This window comes from Pedobacter sp. UYP1 (assembly GCF_040547305.1).
In the GTDB taxonomy this organism is placed as follows: Bacteria; Bacteroidota; Bacteroidia; order Sphingobacteriales; family Sphingobacteriaceae; genus Pedobacter.
In genome coordinates, this window is record NZ_JBEPPL010000004.1 from 321,090 (window position 1) to 339,924 (window position 18,835).

Consider the following 18,835-nt stretch of genomic DNA (forward strand, 5'->3'; position numbering starts at 1 on the left):
GGGCCGGGACCACGTTCCGGCCTTATCAAAATATAAAACAGAAATATGAAACTCTTTAAACAGGCACTATTAACCAGTGCGCTCGTCATGGTACTTAGCATAAGCCAGGCTCAGCAATCGACTTCTTTTACTCAATATCATGATAACCAGGTTCCATTCAATTCTGCCTATTCACTATTAGATAAAGCAGCTTCGGTTAATTTGAATAGCAGAAAGCAATGGGCGGGCATAGAAGGGGCTCCTTATACCTTCCAGCTTAATGGAAGCTTACCAATTGACAAGATCAATGGCGCAGCTGGCCTGTCCCTGACTTATGATAAATTTAATATAGAGAAACTGACTGAAGTATCTGCTTTTTTTGCCAAAGCGGTACAGCTCTCAGACCAGAATTTCTTTGCAGCTTCTTTTAATGCAGGATTCAGGAATTATGTTGCAAGTTATACAGAAGTTGATCCGAACGATGTGAGTTTTCGTGACGATATCAGAGAAACCGTTGGAACAGTAGGCTTAGGGATTATGTTGTATAGTCCGGAAAAGTATTACATAGGAGCTTCCTTGCCAAGATTGAGCTTCCGGAGTCTAGGTAACGCATCTGCTGATGAAAAAAGAAATTATAGTAATACTTATTATTTCAGCGGAGCATACCTGTTCAATTTGAATGAAGATGTGAAATTTAAACCCGCTACAATGGTCTCTTACAGCAGGACTTATAATACAGAAGCTGATTTTTCAGCAACTATTTATTTAAAAGATAAATTCGGCTTAGGAGTTAACTATAAGACGACAAGCGAGGTTGCTGGAATTATATCAGTGCTCTTTAATACTAATGTGAAATTGGGATACAGTTATCAAACTGGCTTTGGTGATTCAAACATTGGCAAGATCAGTAAAGGATCTCACGAAATTTCTCTGGGCATCCGCTTTGGTGGTAAAGGGCCATTGCAACCAAAATTGTTATAAATGTGTGTTTTGTGAAATCAATTGTGCAGCCTGCCAAAAGCAGGTTGTACAAGATTTCTATTCTCTGGCTTATTTTTTTATCCAGCCCATCTGGAGCGAAATTAATTCTCTGTTAATTTTGCTAAAACGGTTTTTCAATATTAAAAACATAATATCTGATTATTGCTTCAAACGGAATCTTATCTATTTTAAATAATAAAGATGAAGTTATTTTAAATTTATTTTAATTACTTACAAAACTTATTAAAACATTTTAGTAAGTTTATTGAAGTAATCAAATATATAATGGAAGTAACGGAAAAGCTAGTAAAAAGCACTGAGCTAAAAAGTGAGATTTTAAAACAATTGTATCTTGAAAAGTCGCTTTCTTGTGCTGAAATGAGCGTTTTATTTAATAAAAGCATCCCAATTATAACTAAAACAATAAATGAGTTAATTAATGAGGGCTTTATTATCGAGGTGGGTTATGCACCATCCAGTGGAGGCCGCCGGCCATTAATGTATGCTATAAAACCAGATGCGATGCATATTATGGCTATTGCAATGGACCAGCTCTCTACCAGGATCGCAATTGTTGATTTAAACAATAAGCCAATAGCTGAAATTGAAACAGTAGAACTGATTTTGAATAATAACGCCGTAGCGCTCTCTCAGTTAATTACTTATATAGAGAATCATATCCTGAAGTCCGGAATCAATAAAGAAAGTATGCTGGGAATAGGTATAGGAATGCCGGGTTTTGTCAGTGTAAAAGACGGTAAAAACTACTCTTATCTGGACACAGAAGGCGAAAAATTAACCGCTTATATTACAAATGCTACTGGTTTAACTACTTATATAGATAACGATTCCAGTGTGATTGCCCTTGCTGAGCAAAGGTTCGGAGTTGCCAAATCTCTTAAAGAAGTCATGGTGATTAACCTGGGCTGGGGAATTGGTCTTGGCATGATCGTTAATGGCGATATTTTTAGAGGTTACAGCGGCTTTGCAGGTGAATTCAGTCATATCCCCTTATTTGAAGACGGAGAATTGTGTATCTGTGGTAAACAGGGTTGTCTTGAAGCAGAAGCCTCTATGCTTGTTGTGGTAAAAAAAGCTATTGAAGGTATCAAACAAGGTCGTTTATCTACTTTGAATTCCTTCGTGGATGGCTCATTGAAAGTAATGAGTGATGCGATTTTCGAAGCTGCCAATAATGGGGACCAGTTTGTTATTGAATTGCTTTCGGATGCTGGCTATAAGATTGGTAAAGCACTTTCTATTCTGATTCATATTATGAATCCACAAACTATTGTATTGAGTGGAAGGGGAGCAAAGGCTAGTAAAATAATGATGGCTCCGATGCAGCAGGCTTTAAATAAATACTGCATCCCAAGACTGGCTGCCAATACAGAACTGTTAATCTCCAAACTAGGCTTTGACGGTGAGATCATTGGTGCAGCTGCACTGGTCATGGAGAACTTTGACAATGAACAATTAGTTACGAACACTAAACGACTGACTATGGAGAAAAACACGAAAATTAAGTACTAAGAGTCTGTTGGAATTTAGCTACCAGGATTTTAACAGTCTCCAAACCAAAACGATTAAATCTAAACTTTTAAAAAAACCAAACATGAAAAAATTACTACTCTTCACTTTATTGATGCCAGGCCTGGCAATGGGAGCAAATCTCAGCAACGCAGGCAACTCGGTATTGATTAGCTGGCCTGCGCATAAGGCCAGTTCTATAAATGCGTTAAAAGTAGCAGCGACCATTAAAGGAACAGTAAAAGATGCAAGCGGACTGCCTTTAGTTGGTGTAAGCGTACAGGTTAAAGGCACAAAATTAAGTACTCAAACAGACTCAAATGGTAATTTTGCAATACAAGCCAGTCCTGGCGATGTATTGATTTTCTCTTATATCGGTTTTGCACGTCAGGAAGCTACAGTAGGTTCAGGAATTGTGCAAATCACGCTATTAGAAGATTCAAAACAACTGGGAGAGGTTGTAGTAACCGCCCTGGGTATTAAAAAATCAGAAAAAACGATTACTTATGCTACACAGCAGGTATCCGGATCAGAACTGACCAGGGTAAAAAGTGATAACTTAATGAACTCCCTGAATGGTAAAGTTTCAGGTGTAACCATCTCACCTAGTGCTTCTGGAGTAGGTGGTTCTGCTAAAGTTATTTTAAGGGGTAACAAATCTGCTGGTGGAAACAATCAGCCCTTGTATGTAATTGATGGGGTTCCGATTTCTAACGGTTCAAACGCGAACGGACAACCTAACAATACTTTTGGAAGTAACGTAGGACAAGGTGGTGGCGGAACTACAGCAGTAAGTGCAAGTCAGGATGGTGGTGACGGTATATCTAACCTTAACCCGGAAGATATCGAGACGCTGACTATTTTGAAAGGTGCATCAGCTTCTGCCTTATATGGTAGCCAGGCGCAAAATGGTGTTATCTTAATTACCACTAAAAAAGGAAAAGCCGGGAAAACCCAAATCAGCTTTACTTCTTCTATTACCCTTGACCGTGTAGCTTACAAACCTAAATTTCAGGATAGCTATGGACAGACAACTGGTGGAGCAGATAGTTGGGGCGATAAAATACCATCAGCACAAGATAATGTAAGCTCATTCTTCCAAACAGGTACAAACCTGACCAACTCGATCAGTCTTTCTGGTGGAAACGATGTAGCGCAATCCTATTTCTCTTATGCAAATACTGCAGCAAGAGGGGTAGAACCAACTAATAAATTGGCCCGTCATAACCTTAATTTCCGTGAAACAGCCCGTTTCCTGGATAATAAACTGACAGTTGACGCAAACGTTAACTATATCTCTCAAAAAGTTAACAATAGTCCTGGTTTGGGTTTTTACCTAAATCCTTTAACCGGATTGTATTTATTCCCAAGAGGGAAGGATATCTCTCCCTACAAAAATCAGTTTGAATTACCGGGATCAGTTGAAGGTGTTTCAGTGCCACAACAAAACTGGCCTTTCAACGAAGACGTACAACAAAATCCATGGTGGGTACTTAACCGTAACCTGAATGAAGCTAAACGTAACCGTATCTTATTAAATGCAAGCGCAAAATATGACTTTACCAGTTGGTTAAGCATTCAGGCACGTGGAAATATTGACCGTTATACAGATATTTACGAGCAGGATTTATATGCGACAACCAATGCCGTACTTGCAAAAGAGAACGGACAATTGTTATTAAGCAATCAGACTACAGAACAGAAATACGCAGATTTATTACTGACTTTTTCTATACCATCTAAATCTGATTTTAAAGTGGACGGTGTATTGGGTACAAGTATTACAGATGCTAACGCTTTTGGTACTTTAATTGGCCCTGATGCAAGTAATGGCTATACCAAACCAGGTTTAACCATTCCAAATATCTTTCTTCCTGAAAATATTACAACAGTTGCCGGCGGGCCTCCAATTACAACTTTACCAAATAATCATAACCAGATACAATCGATATTTGCCAATGCGAACATAGGTTATAAAAACTGGGCATTTTTAACCGTTACGGCAAGAAATGACTGGTCATCAAATCTGGCATTTACTCCAAATAACTCTTATTTTTATCCATCAGCAGGTTTGTCTTTCATCCTGAACCAGATGTTCAAATTGCCTGAAGTAATTTCTTATGCGAAATTAAGGGGTACTTTCGCGCAAGTAGGTAATACAGTTCCTAACTATGTAACCCAGCCTTTAACACACTTTAGTACTGGTGGTGGTGTATTGTTAAATTCTGTTGCTCCTTTTCCAGAATTGAAGCCAGAAAAAACAACCTCTTTTGAATTAGGAACAGACTTACGTTTCTTGGGTGACAGACTTAACTTGAGTTTCACTTACTATAAATCTAATACCAAGAACCAATTTATCCGCGTTATTCCTTCTTTTGTCACTACCTTCTCCCAAGGTTATGTGAATGCTGGAAATATTCAGAACTCAGGTATTGAATTTAACTTAGGTTATGATGTTATTAAAAATACAAACCTGACCTGGAATTCATCTTTCAACGGATCGGCCAATAAAAATAAAGTAATTGATGTGGATTCAAAAGATGGCATTAATCAATTTATATTAACACCGAACCGTAATAATACTTATCAGTCAGAATTAAGAACAGGTGGTTCATTTGGCGATATTTATGGTGTTACTTTTAAACGTGATGACCAGAACCGTATTATGATTGGCGCTGATGGTAAACCATTAGTAAACGATGGTTACAACTACATAGGAAATGCAAATCCTAAATTCCAATTGGGATGGAGCAATAGCTTTGATTACAAAAGATTCAGAGTAAGCTTTCTTGTGGACGGTAAATTTGGAGGACAGGTATTATCTCTTACCGAGGCTGTATTTGATAAATATGGTGTTTCACAAGCATCTGGAGATGCAAGAAATCAAGGTGGTGTAAATATCAATGGAGTAGATGCTGTTACAGGCAAACCAATTAATAGTGTTGATCCTAAAACATGGTATACTTCTGTAGGTGGCCGTGATGGTATTACAGAAAATTACATGTACAGCGCAACAGTGGTTCGCCTACGTGAAGCATCTGTAGGTTATACCGTTCCATTTACTAAAGGCGCTGTTAAAAGCTTAAGACTCTCTTTGATTGGAAGAAATCTGTTATACTTCTATAAAAAAGCACCTTTCGATCCTGAAGTTACCATGTCAACAGGTAATGGCTTATCTGGTGTAGACGTATTTAGCCAGCCGGCCACACGTAATTTCGGTTTCAACCTGAATGTTACTTTCTAAAATGTTCACTATTAAAATTAAAAAGATGAAAACTCAATATATGATACGCAATGGTTATAAGTATGCACTGTCTGCTTTTCTTGCACTAACAGTACTCACATTTGCCGGTTGTAAAAAGGATTTTGAAAAATATAACACTGATAATACAGGTATTGGTAGCGGGAAGTTTCAGATTGGACTGGTATATCCAGGAATCCAGGCTTCTGTTTTTGGAGGAGAAGGTGATTACCAGCTGAACCAAAACTTAAACGCCGACTGTTACTCAGGTTACATGATGTCTCCAAATCCTTTCAGGGGAAATATCAGTAACTTAAATTACAGCCTGGTAGACGGATGGAATCAGAATGTTTTTGTAACTTCTTTTACTAATTCTTTATTTGCCATCAATTCGATAGGAAAGGCAGGTACAAGAACTACACTTCCTGATTTCTGGGCAATCGCTTTAATTCTTAAAGTGGAGATCATGAACAGAGTGACTGATAAATTTGGCCCTATTGCTTATACTGCAGCAGGAAAAACTTTAATGGGCACACCTTATGATTCTCAGCAAGCTGTTTACAAGCAATTTTTCCTGGAATTGGATACTGCAGTAACCAACCTGAATACTTATATCAAAGCTAATCCCGCGCAAACTCCATTCAAACAATATGATTTGGTTTATGGTGGTGATTATACAAAATGGTTGAAATTTGCGAATTCATTACGTTTGCGCTTAGCCATGCACATTGTGAAAGTTGATGCTGCAACAGCACAAGCGCAAGCACAAAAAGCTTTAGATCCAGCTAGCGGGGGTGTATTGACCGTGAATGCAGACAATGCTGGTATTTCTGGTGGTGGAACTCATAATCCATTGGAAGTAATTACCACCAGCTGGACTGATATTGCTTTGGGCGCTCCAATAGAGACCTATCTCGTTGGCTACAAAGACCCTCGTTTACCAGTATATGCTACCCCAGCTAAAGATACTCGTTTTGCAGGCCAGTATAAAGGTATCCGTATCGGTTCAATTGTAACGGCTAAACCTGGTTATAATGGTTATTCTTTATTGAATAGCAATACGATAGTGACCAGTAACTCTCCAATGATGATGATGACTGCTGCAGAAGTATGGTTCCTTAAAGCAGAAGCAGCTTTACGTGGATGGACTGGCGCGGGAGATGCACAAACAAATTATACAACCGGTATCCAGACTTCTTTAGCACAATGGAATGTAACTAACAGCACCTATATCAATGATGAGACAAGTTTGCCAACTGCTTATGTTGATCCTGGAAATGCCGCTAACAATTCACCAGCTGTTTCAACAATTACTGTAAAATGGGATGGTGCAGCTGCAAATGAGCAGAAACTGGAACGTATTATCACACAGAAATGGATTGCGATGTTCCCTGAAGGTCAGGAAGCCTGGACAGAATATCGCCGTACAGGTTATCCAAAGCTGTTTCCTGTAGTTACTAATAACAGTAATGGAACGATCGATAGTAAAATCCAGATCCGCAGACTGGCGTTCCCTCAAAATGAATACTCCAGCAATGGTACGGAAATAGCCAAAGCCGTTCAACTGTTGAATGGTCCTGATAATGGTGGAACAAGATTATGGTGGGATGTAAATAAAGCGAATTTCTAAACCTCTGAATTAATAATGCCTCTCCATTTAACGTCTTAAGCATTTGCTTAAGGCGTTTTTTTTTAAAAATTAATTTAAGCAATTTAGCTTATTCAAGTTGGTGGTTTTTTTGTGCGTTTTACACCAGAACCAAATAATATTGCTCAATTTACTGTTGTTTCTGAAAATCGATCTGTAAGTGGTTGAGGGTAAGATAAGTACAACCAGGCAATATTTTGTTATATTTGTTTATCAATTAATAATTTCGGATTAATTTAATGATATATTCAATAATCATGGAGAACAAAGCAGCAGAAAAAGCGGTGAGTAAATTAGTAAAAGAACCTCAGGTAGTTAAAACTATAGTAGATATTCTTTCTAAAGATCTGGAAGCTATAAAGGAACTTTTAAACCGTAAAGATTTGATCCGTAAAGGTTAGTTACTCTGACCTTTTCAAGTTCAACTCTTGTTTTTCTGATTCGCCAGTTTATACCTGTTTCTTTTACCACAGGCAGATCTGATGATATCAATTTTATCTTTCCTGGTTCCACGGCTTAATATATCAGTAATGCGGGAAGGGGTGATCTCCAGTTCGTATTCATTTTTATATTTCTCCGCAATCTCCTTAGTGGTCTTGGGTTCATTTAAAAATCCCGATTGCAGCAATTCGTCCATATACTTTACATAATTAGGAAACTTGTCTTTTAAATAAGCCGGATCTATGTTTCTTGCTGTAATATAGCTTCTGATATTTTCTCTTAGCACATTTTTTGGCGGAATTGGAAAATCAGGGTCTGACAATTGATAATGCTTCACCCCAAAAGTATTACTTAGCGTTTGTTGTGCTAAAATGCCAATATTTACATCCCCTTTTTCAATGGAAGCAATATAAGATTGATACAATTGTGCGAAAGTAGCTAGTGCTTCTTGCGAAATATTAGCCTCTTTCCGGAATGTCCTCACCCGGTTTCCGTATTCTTTTAATGCGCTTTTATCGTTTTCTGCCACGAATGCAAGGTGATAATTATTAATTGTCTTAAATCATATGTAATGTTATTTTTATGTAAAATATATGTTTATATGAATTATAAATTATTGAAATTAAATATTTAAAATATCTAATTGTAAAAATTAGATCGGTAGTGAATAGTCTAACAGACAGAGCTTTAACGTGATTATCATTACACTTATAGACGTAAATATTATAGTTGCATAGGAGATTAAACGGTTTTTTATTACTGTATTTAAATAAAGGGTCTGAAATGTTTAAAATCACACACCAATTATTATGCAGGAGTTAATTGTTCATTCTAACAAATCTATTAAAGAGCCTCCTGATTAACAGGAGCAAAAAGGAAGCGGCAGACCCAAATCAGACAGGTTAATACTCATGTGGCCTGCTGCTTCCACAATAGGAATACTAATCTAAGACATAAGCAGTCTGGTGCTTGATCTCTGTCATCACAAATGAACTTTGAACATGTGCAATGTTTTCGATGGTGGCAAGTTTATTGGATAGGAAATTCTGATAACTATTCATGTCTTTGACCACAACTTTCAGCAGGTAATCAAAATTACCAGCCACATGAAAACACTCCATCACTTCAGGAACTTTAACAATGGCCCGTTCAAACACATTAATCAATGGCTTGGAATGCAGTTGCAAAGAAACATTAATGAATGCGACTATGGTCTTGCCAATCTTTTCTCTGTCCAATAGGGCTACATATTCCTTTACTACACCACTTTGCTCAATTTTTTTGAGTCTTTCGTAAGTAGGCGTAACAGTCAGACCGATCTTACCGGCAATCTGTTTCGTATTGAGACGGGCATCAGCCTGTAAAACCTTTAAAATCTTCTTGTCAATCGCGTCAAATGTTTCCACGGTAGTTTTTTTATACTGAATTAATTAATTTCGAACCTCTCAAAAGGTTTATAAATACTGCAAATATCAATATAATAGTGTTTGTTTTCTAATTTATGCCAAATAATAGTTTTAAAGGATCAGGTTTCCTTAATTTACATATCATTTAAACCAATTGTATTTGTAAAATGGAACAGCATAATTTATCCCCGGAAAATGCAGGGAGACTGAAGGATTTAATGGAAAGATTAACTGCTGATTCGGAGTTAATGCTTGGGTACCCGGTATCGAAAGATTTTAATTATTCTGAACTGGCTAAATTTCTGAATTTTCCAATTAATAACCTTGGAGATCCATTTGTGGCTTCCACCTATAATGTCGGTACACGTGAAATGGAAAGAGAAGTACTGGAATTTTTTGCATTATTATTCAGGGCACCAGTCAACAACTGGTGGGGATATGTGACCAATGGAGGTTCAGAAGGAAATCTTTATGGTTTATATCTGGCCAGAGAAATTCATCCTAAAGGCATGGTTTATTTTTCACAGGCTACACACTATAGTGTGCAGAAAAACCTGCACTTATTAAATATGCCTAATATTGTAATCCGTACTCAGGCAAGCGGCGAGATTGATTACGATGATCTTAGAGATACAATCAAAATGAACAGGCATATGCCTGTGATTATCTTTGCTAATATCGGAACCACGATGACTGAAGCACGGGACGATGTGCGTAAGATCAGAAGTATTTTACAGGATCTCGCTATACAGCATTTTTATATTCATGCAGATGGGGCGCTTTCAGGTAGTTACAGTGCATTTATAGAACCACGTCCAGCATTTGATTTTGTTGATGGTGCGGATAGCATTGCGATTAGCGGACATAAGTTTATTGGCTCTCCGATTCCATGTGGCGTAGTGGTGGTGAAGAAGAACAACCGCGACCGTATTGCCCGTTCAGTATCTTATACAGGAAGTATGGATACCACAATAACCGGTTCCAGAAACGGGCATACCCCTTTGTTTTTATGGTATATGATTAAAAGCCTGGGACTGGAAGGATTTAAGAAAAGGGCCTTACATAGTCTGGAAGTAGCTGCTTACGCAGAAATGAAGTTAAAAGAAATAGGGATCAATGCCTGGAGAAATCCAGATTCTATTACTGTTAATTTACCTGAGCCGGCAGCACAGATAAGGATCAGATGGCAATTGGCTTTAGAAAACGGCTGGTGCCACATCATTTGTATGCCAAATGTAACTCAATATCAGATTGATCAGTTGGTAGAAGAAATAGCAGCAACTAATGTAATGTTATCTGTTTCTTAATCCTGAACAGGATATCATTCAAATCAAAAGGCTTACTGATAAAATCGTTGGCGCTGCATTGCTGAAAAACGGTATCCGCCGAAGCATGTGCGGACATCACGATAATCGGTATGTCTTTCGTTTGCTGCATAGTTCTGATTTCTTTACATAATTCCAGACCATTTCCATCAGGAAGCATTACGTCAAGCAAATATAAATCCGGGATACTATCTTTCATCGCTGCATGAAAGGAAGAAATATCCGGAAAAAGCCGGACTTTATAACCTTCATCTTCTAATATGAACTCTATGATCTGTCTGATATCCTGATCATCTTCTACAACATGTATTTGCTTCATCATTCCTCAATAGGTTTCTAATAGAAATAAGCCCGTTTTCATCCTATAGATTAAAACAAGCTGGCTGATTATACTATTGATAGAACAGATGGCAAACCTTGTACCAAATAATTGTTTTTCTTGAATTAAAAATTAAGGGGGTTGAACTTCCCGGTAAAACCCCCTCAATGAGAGCCGGCATCCACCGGTATGAAATAAATTATCTGCCCAAATATAAAACTGTCTCTGATTCTAAAAAATGACAAGGATCACTATTGAATTAATCGCATCTATGTGGCTTTTTCTTAACTTTGCACTAAGGCGATAGGGGAGACTCTAGTCTTCAGACAAAATCAAGACCATGAAGATAATAACCATTTTAAGCTCCTGTTTGCTGATTACGGCATTCAGCCTGATGAACGTGAACGCTCAACCTGCACGCGAATTGTCAGAATTTCCACTACACGCGCATTTTGTGCGCTCCAATAAACCGATGCTTATTTTTTTGACTGGTGATGGCGGATGGAATAATTTTTCGGAGTCGACCGTAAAGGAGCTGGTTAAAAACGGGTACGCTACACTGGTACTTGATACCCGTAAATATTTCTGGACGCAGAAAACACCCGATCAGTTTGCAAAAGATATGCAGGTGATCCTGTCTGCTTATTTAAAAACATGGAATAAGGAGTCGTTTTCTATGATTGGTTATTCTTTTGGGGCAGATGTTGCCGCTTTTGTCCCTTCCCGTTTACCCGGTAATCTGGCAGAAAAACAAAACTCTTTAGTTTTGCTTTCACCAGGTTTTTCGACCGGGTACGTGGTTAAACTAAAAAACTTACTGAATTTTGGCTCTACCGACAAAGAGAAATATAAAGTAAACCCGGAGTTATTGAAATCAGTGATTCCCGTATGGTGTATTTTCGGTAAGGAGGAAGATAGTGAGTTTTATAAGGCTTTAAAGCAAACAGATAAAATACATAAGGTGACGATTCCTGGCTCTCATCGTTTTGACGATGATATTCCCCAGGTGACCAGGGCGATTATAAAAGGGTTGTAAAAAGAAACGGGGATAAGTCTCCGACTCATCCCCGCTATCTAAATTAACGCTCTCATATATACAGACGCTCATAATGGAGCTTTATTGTATAAAGCCAAAAATAAATCTGTTATTATTTATAAGTCAAATCACAGATGAAACCTTAAATTTAGCTCTTAAATCATATCATTATGAAGTTATATCGCCGTATCTTATTTTTATTTGGTATTTTTTTGCTGAGTCAGTCTATGGTGTTTGCACAGCAAATCACTCCAAAAGCATCAGATAGTGGTCTGAATACATTGCAAATCAACAGAAAGAAGATTGATTCGCTGGACAAAGAATTGATGCGGTTGATCGGAGAAAGGGAAAGTGCGGTCAGAGAGATTGGAATTTATAAAGCCCAGAACAATATTCCGCCCTTACAAGCAGATCGCTTTAAACAGGTATTGGAAAAAAGTATCATTGCTGGGGAAAAAGCAGGTTTATCCGCTACCTTTGTTACTGAAATGATGAATGCCATTCACAAAGAAAGTCTGAGAATTGAAGATGAAATTAAATTAAACTTCCATGGCAAATAATGTAAATATCACTTCCAGCGGCATACAAAAGGTTTTGCGCAATTACAATGAAAAACAAGCGCTGGCTGAGTATATCTGGAATGGTTTTGATGCCAATGCCGACACTGTAGAAATTAACTATACAGCCAACGAACTGGGTTTCATGGATCATCTGGAAATTTATGACAACGGTTATGGGATAAATTTTAAAAACCTGAAAGTTAAGTTTGATCCTTTTTATGAATCAGAGAAGGCGTTGCAGCTGGCTGTGAATCGTAACCGCTCCGTAATGCATGGTAAAAATGGAGTAGGAAGGTTAACTTTCTTTAAATTTGCCAACGATGCCGAGTGGCAAACTACCTTCTTGCATAACGATGCCCTGAAAAGTGGCAGAATTATGATTGGGGTATCTGCTTTGAATAATTATCAGGCTAATTTACTCGATATGCCGTTAAGTGAAAAAACAGGCACCAGAGTATTGTTCTCCAATATCAAGATTTTACAGGAAAATATGGAACAGGAGATTATTCCTTTTCTAAAAGCAGAGTTTTGCTGGTTTCTGGAGCTGAATAAAAAGAGGAACTATGCTATTGTCATCAATGGTGTCCCGCTTGACTATACAGATAATATCCAATACTATGAAGAGGATATCCTGTTGAAGGATGAAAGTACACAGACACTATTTAAGCTGAAGTTTGTACAATGGAAGGAGTCTTTACATAAAGAGCTGTCCAAAGTCTATTATATCAACGAAAGGGGTGAAGAGAAGTTTAAGGAGTATACGACCCTCAACAAAAAAGCCGACGAATATTTTCATAGTGTTTATATCGAAAGCGAATTCTTTACAGATTTCGATTTCAGCGGAACGGAGTTTGATACGCAGGTGAAATTATATAACCGGTCAAAATCGTCACCAGAATATAAATTACTGAGTAAAAGAGTGAATGAGCTGTTGCGTGCGAAAAGGAAGTTTTTCCTGAAAGAATATTCTGGTAAACTGCTTCAGCGTTTTGAAAACGAAGGAGTACTTTCCCTGAATGATAAAGAACCGCTCAATCCGAAAAGGAAAGAAGATTTGCTGAATACGCTGAAAACCATTTACGAAATTCAGCCTAAAATATTCAGTAATCTGAGCATAGATCAGAAAAAGACATTTATAGCATTAATTGATGCCTTATTGGTTTCTGACCAAAGAGGGAGTTTGCTGCATCTGCTGGAGAATATTGTTGACCTGGAAGAAGAAGAAAGAACAGAGCTTACTGCCTTATTAGTGCAATAAGGAGCCCTGTTTTTTTATGGCTTTGCAATTTTGCTGATTTCCTTTTTGCTCAGGATGTGAATGGTAAAGCTTTCTTTTTTGATAGGACGATCATTTTTATCTGTAGCCACCTCATTAATTGCTTTGGCTGCTTCTATTCCTGATACGATTTCTCCAAAAACTGTATAATCCTGATCAAGACGCGGAAGACCACCTATAGTTTTATAAGTTTCGCGCTGGGCGGGAGTGAATTTTATTCCTCTTTTTACTTCCAGTGCATCCAGTTCTGCATCAGTCTGTATTTTTCCTTCTACCAGGTAAATCTGATCGAGATAAGAACTCTTTTCTGGATTGTCATTTCTTCCCGCACCCAAAGCTCCTTTTTTATGGAATAATTCTGGTCTTATTTCGGCTGCCAGCCTTTGAACAGGAGCTTGCGGATTAAGTTTTTCTCTGTCTAATATAGTTTCATCCAGTTTACCACCCTGACTTACAAAATTTTTAATGACCCTGTTGAACTCCTGATCTTTGAAAAGGCCTTTTTTAACCTGGTGGAGAAAATTGTCCCGGTGATCAGGAGTTTTATCATATAGCATAATCAGGATATTACCTTTTGAGGTACTAAGGCGTACATAATTGGTTTGTGCCTGAACTGTGCAGCTCAGAAAGAATAAAATGATAGTGAGAATAGATCGGTTTATCATATTAAAGATAATTCTAAGTAAATTGAAGCGTGCGCTTAACATATAAATGTATAACCAGCATAATCATTCCGATCATAATGGAAACATCAGCAAAGTTGAAAATCCCGGTTTTCAGGATATAGAAGTCTATATGCAGAAAATCGGTTACTGATCCATAAAGAAGCCTGTCATAGAGATTTCCCAAGCCTCCGCCAATTACAAAACAGATGCCCAGGACCAGTAAATTATTGAGTTGACTATTTCTCAGCAAATAATAGATGCCGTAACAAAGTGCAAGCAGCGGAATTAAAGACAAGAAAATAAACTTTACGGAGTCTGCCATTGAATCGCCAGTACTTAAAAATGCCCCCGAGTTCTCAACTTTGGTTAATATTAAATGATTACCAATCACATTGATCGTTTCATGGTAAGCTATATTTTGACGGGCTACATTTTTAGAAAGCTGGTCACAGCCAGCATTAGCCAGTACAATTAGTAAAATAGATAGATTTCTTAAGATAAGTTTCATCCAGACAGTAATTTTCGGTATAAACTTAATCCGTTTAGTTTATAATCTCAAATTTAAAAGATTTCTTCTCAGCGATGATGAAATAAATCTGGCTATTATAAAATAACATTTAAAACAGAAGTCCACTCGTATTGTTATACCCCGCATAAATCAAATTATAACGTTCATGGAAAAGAAGAAAGAATCCTTTTTTGAGCAATTAGCTACAAAAATTACTTGCTGGACAGGGAGTTCTGCAGCATTCGGCATAGCCTTATCAGTTGTCATTGTCTGGGGGATCAGCGGGCCGGTTTTTAAATATTCTGATACCTGGCAGCTGGTGATCAATACCGGAACCACTATCATTACTTTTATGATGGTCTTTTTAATCCAGAAATCTCAAAACAAAGATTCCAAAGCTATCCAGTTAAAATTAAACGAACTGATTGCCGCCAGCAGGCATGCAAGTAACAGGATGGTTGATATTGAGGACCTGACTGAGCAGGAGCTGGATGTACTGCACAAATATTACCAAAAACTCTCTGATATCTCCGAAGAGGATGACGATATTCATAACTCTCATTCTATAGACGCTGCAAATAATCTGGAAAAAGAGAAAATTGAACACCGCAGGAAATACCATAAGGATGAAACATCGGCACCTGAATCCTGATATATCCGGCACCTGAAATCCGGATATATAATTATAATGCGACAAAAAAGCCTGAATAGTAATTTACTATTCAGGCTTTTTTAGATTTAATGTTTAACATTTTACGCTGCTGCATCTTCCTTATTTACTCAGCTGCAGCTTCTTCATTTACATAAGCTGTCGCGATTTCAGTTAAAGCTACATCAGTTGCTTTCTCATTGTCAAGTGTCTGCTGTAATAAGCTGGCCACTTCTGTATGTCCCATGTTCTGAGCGAATACAGCTAATGTACCATAGGTCGCTATTTCGTAATGTTCCACTTTCTGAGCTGCCAGGATTAAGCCTGCATCTCTGGTCAATGTGCCTTTATCAGTGTCAGCAATGATAGAATCAGCTTCTTCCAATAAACCAGCCATTGCATCGCATTTCTTAGCTGCAGGTTTTGTTTCCAATAGTGCAAACACTTCTTCTAAAGTGTCAATGTGCGTTTGAGTCTCCTGTGTATGTTTCTCAAATGCAGCTGCAAGCTCTGGACTGGTTGCTGCTTTTTTCATTTTTGGAAGTGCTTTAACCAGGTGTTTCTCTGCCCAGTAAATATCCTTCAGTTCGTCTACAAAGAATTCATGGAATTCAGAATCCTTCATTTTTCCAGTCAGACCAGTTGTCTTTTTTGAACTTGCTTTTGTAGTTGTGGTAGTTTTTTTTGTTGTAGTTGCCATGTTCTATTGATTTTGAGTAGCCATAACCGCTCATCTATAGAAAGGTTTACATTATTTTATTATTTTGCAGGAAATAGCTGTTCAGCCATCTTTTGATCATGGCCATAAATATCTTCTCTGAAATTGATCAGTCCATTTTTATCTACCCAGCTGGTAAAATAAGCGATGATCACCGGAACAGGAGTTTTCATCGTTACCCATACCTCCTTTTTAGAGTTCATAGCTTTGTCAATTTTTTCAGACGTCCATTCAGGTCTGTCCGCTAATAAATATTCAGCTAACGTTTTAGGTTTCGCCAGACGGATACAGCCATGGCTAAATGCCCGCTTGTCTTCTGAAAACAAAGATTTTGCCGGTGTGTCATGCAAATAGATGTTGTAGCTATTTGGAAATAAGAATTTAACACGTCCCAGAGAATTGGTGTTTCCTGGTTTCTGGCGGATCAGCGGGAGCCCGTCACTAAAACCATACTGCTCCATATTTTTCTGTGCCAGATAATTGCGATTCTTACGCATTGCAGGCAGCACTTCTGCACGAACAATACTTGGAGGAATGTTCCAATAAGGACTAAAAACGATGTTTTTTAAAGTATTGCTGAAAATTACAGTCTTGTTCGCTGCTTTTCCAACCACAATACCCATGTTCAATACCTCTTTCTTAGCTTCGAATACATGCAGCTTATATTCAGGAATATTCACTAAAATCAACTTACCTTCAGGCATCAGCGGAGACCAGCGGATTCTTTCCAGATTGATCAGCATCTGCTGGATACGGGACTCAACAGGCGCATTTAAAGCTGCCAGTAACAGACGATCTGGTTTTCCGGTTTGTCCATATCCAAATTGCAACTGTGCTTTTTTAACTGCTGCGGTTACTGCTGCCGTATAAATTGATGTAGAATCTTTAGCATCCAGATCTCCAAAATCAATGAGCCGCTGTTTGAACTGTAGAATTACTGATCCGGAATCTGCCTCTTTTATAGCTTTCAGCGCAGCAGCATCCAGTTGTGGCCAGCTACCTCTTTTTTGAATGCTATACCAGCGGATGAGTTCTTTGTTCAGTGTTTTATAATACCCGTTTACAGGCTCCCATTCTGCTACGCCAGCTCCTTTTTTGGCGACCAGCGAATCCAGTAAAGCAACTGCGTTAATTTTTTTCCTGGGGATATACCATTGCAGCGCTGCGGGATCTACTTTTCCAGCATAAGCATTGGTTACAAAATTAAAGAAGTGCTGGGTCAGTTCCAGTTCCAGCTGAACCATAGCCGGGCTTACGGCAAGAATAGTAGTGTCTTTACTGATTAATCCATCGAGTTGTTTCCTGAATAACAATTCATTTTTAGAACTGTCTCTGGAAGTTGAATCGTAACTCTTATCGAGTGCGTAAAATACCCTGGTTTGTTCTGCAAGCCCTTTTTCTGTTAACCAGGCAAACTGAAAGTTCCGGCTATTGTAAAAGTTCCTCAGCCTTAACGCAGAACTATCTTCTAATTTAGCCCCGATGATATATTTTTCCAGTTCCATACTATCAATTAATAGTTTGGTCACTGCATTTTTAGGCGTAATTGTAACGTCCCTGGCTATTTTTTTTACTTCTTTTCGCTGACACTGTATAAAAAACATAGAAATCGGGATGATCAGTAGTAAGGAAGGAAGTCTTGAAATTGAAAAATTGAAGCGTAACTTTAGTTTCATAGGTATGAATATAAGTAAAACGTTGGAAATTAAATTATTGCAAATCAGGCGTCAGGAAAAACTCATCAACTTTATGGTTGAATTCATCTTTATGCTCGATTAATGTAGCATGGCCGGATTTAGGAACAATCCATAACTGGCCTTCGGGGATATTTTTTGCGATCAAAACCGTATGTTCCGTATTGATCAGGTCATGATCGCCACCGATAATCAAAGCTGGGCATTTGACCTGTTTTAATGCTGTTAAAGGAATATTGGGTTGATTCCAGTCGAGTAAGAATACCTTCCAGTCATTCTTTTCCTTAGCAGTAGCAAAAGCCTTGTCTTTACCGGACAGAAACGTTTCCTGCTCAGATTTCCAGAATTCTGGCTTTAAAGCTGTAGAATCCGGCCAAAGGTTTGCCCCTGTAGCAGCGAGTTTAATCACTTTATCCGGATGGCGCATGGCCAGCAGCAAAGCATTGATGCCACCATCACTCCAACCTATTACATAAGCCGATTTTACATTTATAGAATCCAGCAGGGCAGCATAATCGTCAGCCATCATTTCAAAGCTGAGCGAGTCCCGCAGGTCTTCAGATTTGCCATGTGCTCGACTATCTGCTACAATAACCTGGTATTTTTTAGAGAAATAGGGGATGTTACCCGCAAAAGAACTGATGTCACCGCCATTCCCATGAATCATCAATAAAGGTTTACCCGTACCATATATTTCATAGTACATTTTAAACCCTCTGATATTGAAGTATTTCCCCGTCTTTTGATTATTACCGTAATTGATTACCTGGCTTTGGCAGGCATTGATCAACAAAGTCAATACACAGGCCGCACAGATAATGATGTCTTTTATACGCATGATATTTTAGCATTTATAATG

General features: G+C 38.1%; 18 protein-coding genes. 10 read left to right on the forward strand and 8 right to left on the reverse strand.

Translation table 11 applies throughout. From position 1 onward, the window contains the following. Positions 1 to 45 precede the first annotated feature (45 nt). From ABIB30_RS11490 to ABIB30_RS11510, 5 genes are all read left to right on the forward strand, one after another. On the forward strand, positions 46 to 960 hold the full coding sequence (locus ABIB30_RS11490) for a PorP/SprF family type IX secretion system membrane protein (protein WP_354302124.1): 915 nt from the start codon (positions 46 to 48) through the stop codon (positions 958 to 960). A gap of 285 nt (positions 961 to 1,245) precedes the next feature. Next, complete coding sequence (locus tag ABIB30_RS11495) at positions 1,246 to 2,493, forward strand: ROK family protein (protein ID WP_354302126.1); 1,248 nt, start codon at positions 1,246 to 1,248, stop codon at positions 2,491 to 2,493. A gap of 82 nt (positions 2,494 to 2,575) precedes the next feature. Further along, positions 2,576 to 5,734 carry a SusC/RagA family TonB-linked outer membrane protein gene (locus ABIB30_RS11500; protein WP_354302128.1) on the forward strand — a complete coding sequence of 1,053 codons (3,159 nt, stop codon included), beginning with the start codon at positions 2,576 to 2,578 and terminating at the stop codon, positions 5,732 to 5,734. Between the two features lie 25 nt (positions 5,735 to 5,759). Continuing rightward, a complete protein-coding gene (locus ABIB30_RS11505; RefSeq protein ID WP_354302130.1) occupies positions 5,760 to 7,361 on the forward strand; it encodes a SusD/RagB family nutrient-binding outer membrane lipoprotein in 1,602 nt (533 codons plus the stop codon). Between the two features lie 275 nt (positions 7,362 to 7,636). Further along, positions 7,637 to 7,780, forward strand: coding sequence for a hypothetical protein (locus ABIB30_RS11510; RefSeq protein ID WP_354302132.1), 144 nt, complete (start codon positions 7,637 to 7,639; stop codon positions 7,778 to 7,780). Between the two features lie 20 nt (positions 7,781 to 7,800). Here the strand turns inward: ABIB30_RS11510 and ABIB30_RS11515 are convergent, their stop codons facing one another. Both ABIB30_RS11515 and ABIB30_RS11520 read right to left on the reverse strand, forming a co-directional pair. Continuing rightward, positions 7,801 to 8,349 (reverse strand): helix-turn-helix domain-containing protein, encoded by a 549-nt coding sequence (locus ABIB30_RS11515; RefSeq protein WP_354302133.1) that lies wholly within the window; start codon positions 8,347 to 8,349, stop codon positions 7,801 to 7,803. 412 nt (positions 8,350 to 8,761) lie between these two features. After that, positions 8,762 to 9,226 (reverse strand): Lrp/AsnC family transcriptional regulator, encoded by a 465-nt coding sequence (locus tag ABIB30_RS11520; protein ID WP_354302135.1) that lies wholly within the window; start codon positions 9,224 to 9,226, stop codon positions 8,762 to 8,764. Between the two features lie 167 nt (positions 9,227 to 9,393). On the opposite strand from ABIB30_RS11520, the gene ABIB30_RS11525 reads away from it, so the two are divergent. Then, positions 9,394 to 10,533, forward strand: a complete 1,140-nt coding sequence (locus ABIB30_RS11525) for a histidine decarboxylase (RefSeq protein WP_354302137.1) — start codon at positions 9,394 to 9,396, stop codon at positions 10,531 to 10,533. Here the strand turns inward: ABIB30_RS11525 and ABIB30_RS11530 are convergent. Next, positions 10,508 to 10,873, reverse strand: a complete 366-nt coding sequence (locus ABIB30_RS11530) for a response regulator transcription factor (protein WP_111631724.1) — start codon at positions 10,871 to 10,873, stop codon at positions 10,508 to 10,510. The two genes, ABIB30_RS11525 and ABIB30_RS11530, sit on opposite strands and share 26 nt — an antisense overlap. A 337-nt stretch (positions 10,874 to 11,210) precedes the next feature. On the opposite strand from ABIB30_RS11530, the gene ABIB30_RS11535 reads away from it, so the two are divergent. From ABIB30_RS11535 to ABIB30_RS11545, 3 genes are all read left to right on the forward strand, one after another. Continuing rightward, on the forward strand, positions 11,211 to 11,906 hold the full coding sequence (locus ABIB30_RS11535; protein WP_354302140.1) for an AcvB/VirJ family lysyl-phosphatidylglycerol hydrolase: 696 nt from the start codon (positions 11,211 to 11,213) through the stop codon (positions 11,904 to 11,906). 170 nt (positions 11,907 to 12,076) lie between these two features. Next, positions 12,077 to 12,466 carry a chorismate mutase gene (locus ABIB30_RS11540; RefSeq protein ID WP_354302142.1) on the forward strand — a complete coding sequence of 130 codons (390 nt, stop codon included), beginning with the start codon at positions 12,077 to 12,079 and terminating at the stop codon, positions 12,464 to 12,466. Continuing rightward, complete coding sequence (locus ABIB30_RS11545; protein WP_354302143.1) at positions 12,456 to 13,724, forward strand: ATP-binding protein; 1,269 nt, start codon at positions 12,456 to 12,458, stop codon at positions 13,722 to 13,724. The genes ABIB30_RS11540 and ABIB30_RS11545 overlap by 11 nt, the downstream gene beginning before the upstream one ends. Positions 13,725 to 13,738: 14 nt before the next feature. Here ABIB30_RS11545 and ABIB30_RS11550 read toward each other — a convergent pair whose 3' ends face one another. Both ABIB30_RS11550 and lspA read right to left on the reverse strand, forming a co-directional pair. Next, positions 13,739 to 14,407 (reverse strand): peptidylprolyl isomerase, encoded by a 669-nt coding sequence (locus ABIB30_RS11550; protein WP_354302145.1) that lies wholly within the window; start codon positions 14,405 to 14,407, stop codon positions 13,739 to 13,741. 13 nt (positions 14,408 to 14,420) lie between these two features. After that, the gene (lspA, locus tag ABIB30_RS11555) at positions 14,421 to 14,915 is read right to left on the reverse strand and encodes a signal peptidase II (protein ID WP_354302147.1); all 495 of its coding nucleotides are present in this window, start codon (positions 14,913 to 14,915) and stop codon (positions 14,421 to 14,423) included. 166 nt (positions 14,916 to 15,081) lie between these two features. Between lspA and ABIB30_RS11560 the strand changes: the two genes are divergently transcribed. After that, positions 15,082 to 15,567, forward strand: a complete 486-nt coding sequence (locus ABIB30_RS11560; RefSeq protein ID WP_354302149.1) for a low affinity iron permease family protein — start codon at positions 15,082 to 15,084, stop codon at positions 15,565 to 15,567. 124 nt (positions 15,568 to 15,691) lie between these two features. Here the strand turns inward: ABIB30_RS11560 and ABIB30_RS11565 are convergent, their stop codons facing one another. The 3 genes from ABIB30_RS11565 to ABIB30_RS11575 are packed head-to-tail and all read right to left on the reverse strand — an operon-like array spanning position 15,692 to position 18,814. Next, on the reverse strand, positions 15,692 to 16,264 hold the full coding sequence (locus ABIB30_RS11565) for a YciE/YciF ferroxidase family protein (RefSeq protein ID WP_354302151.1): 573 nt from the start codon (positions 16,262 to 16,264) through the stop codon (positions 15,692 to 15,694). Positions 16,265 to 16,323: 59 nt separating this feature from the next. After that, positions 16,324 to 17,958 carry a L,D-transpeptidase family protein gene (locus tag ABIB30_RS11570; RefSeq protein WP_354302153.1) on the reverse strand — a complete coding sequence of 545 codons (1,635 nt, stop codon included), beginning with the start codon at positions 17,956 to 17,958 and terminating at the stop codon, positions 16,324 to 16,326. A gap of 34 nt (positions 17,959 to 17,992) precedes the next feature. Further along, on the reverse strand, positions 17,993 to 18,814 hold the full coding sequence (locus ABIB30_RS11575; protein ID WP_354302155.1) for an alpha/beta fold hydrolase: 822 nt from the start codon (positions 18,812 to 18,814) through the stop codon (positions 17,993 to 17,995). Positions 18,815 to 18,835: the final 21 nt, after the last annotated feature.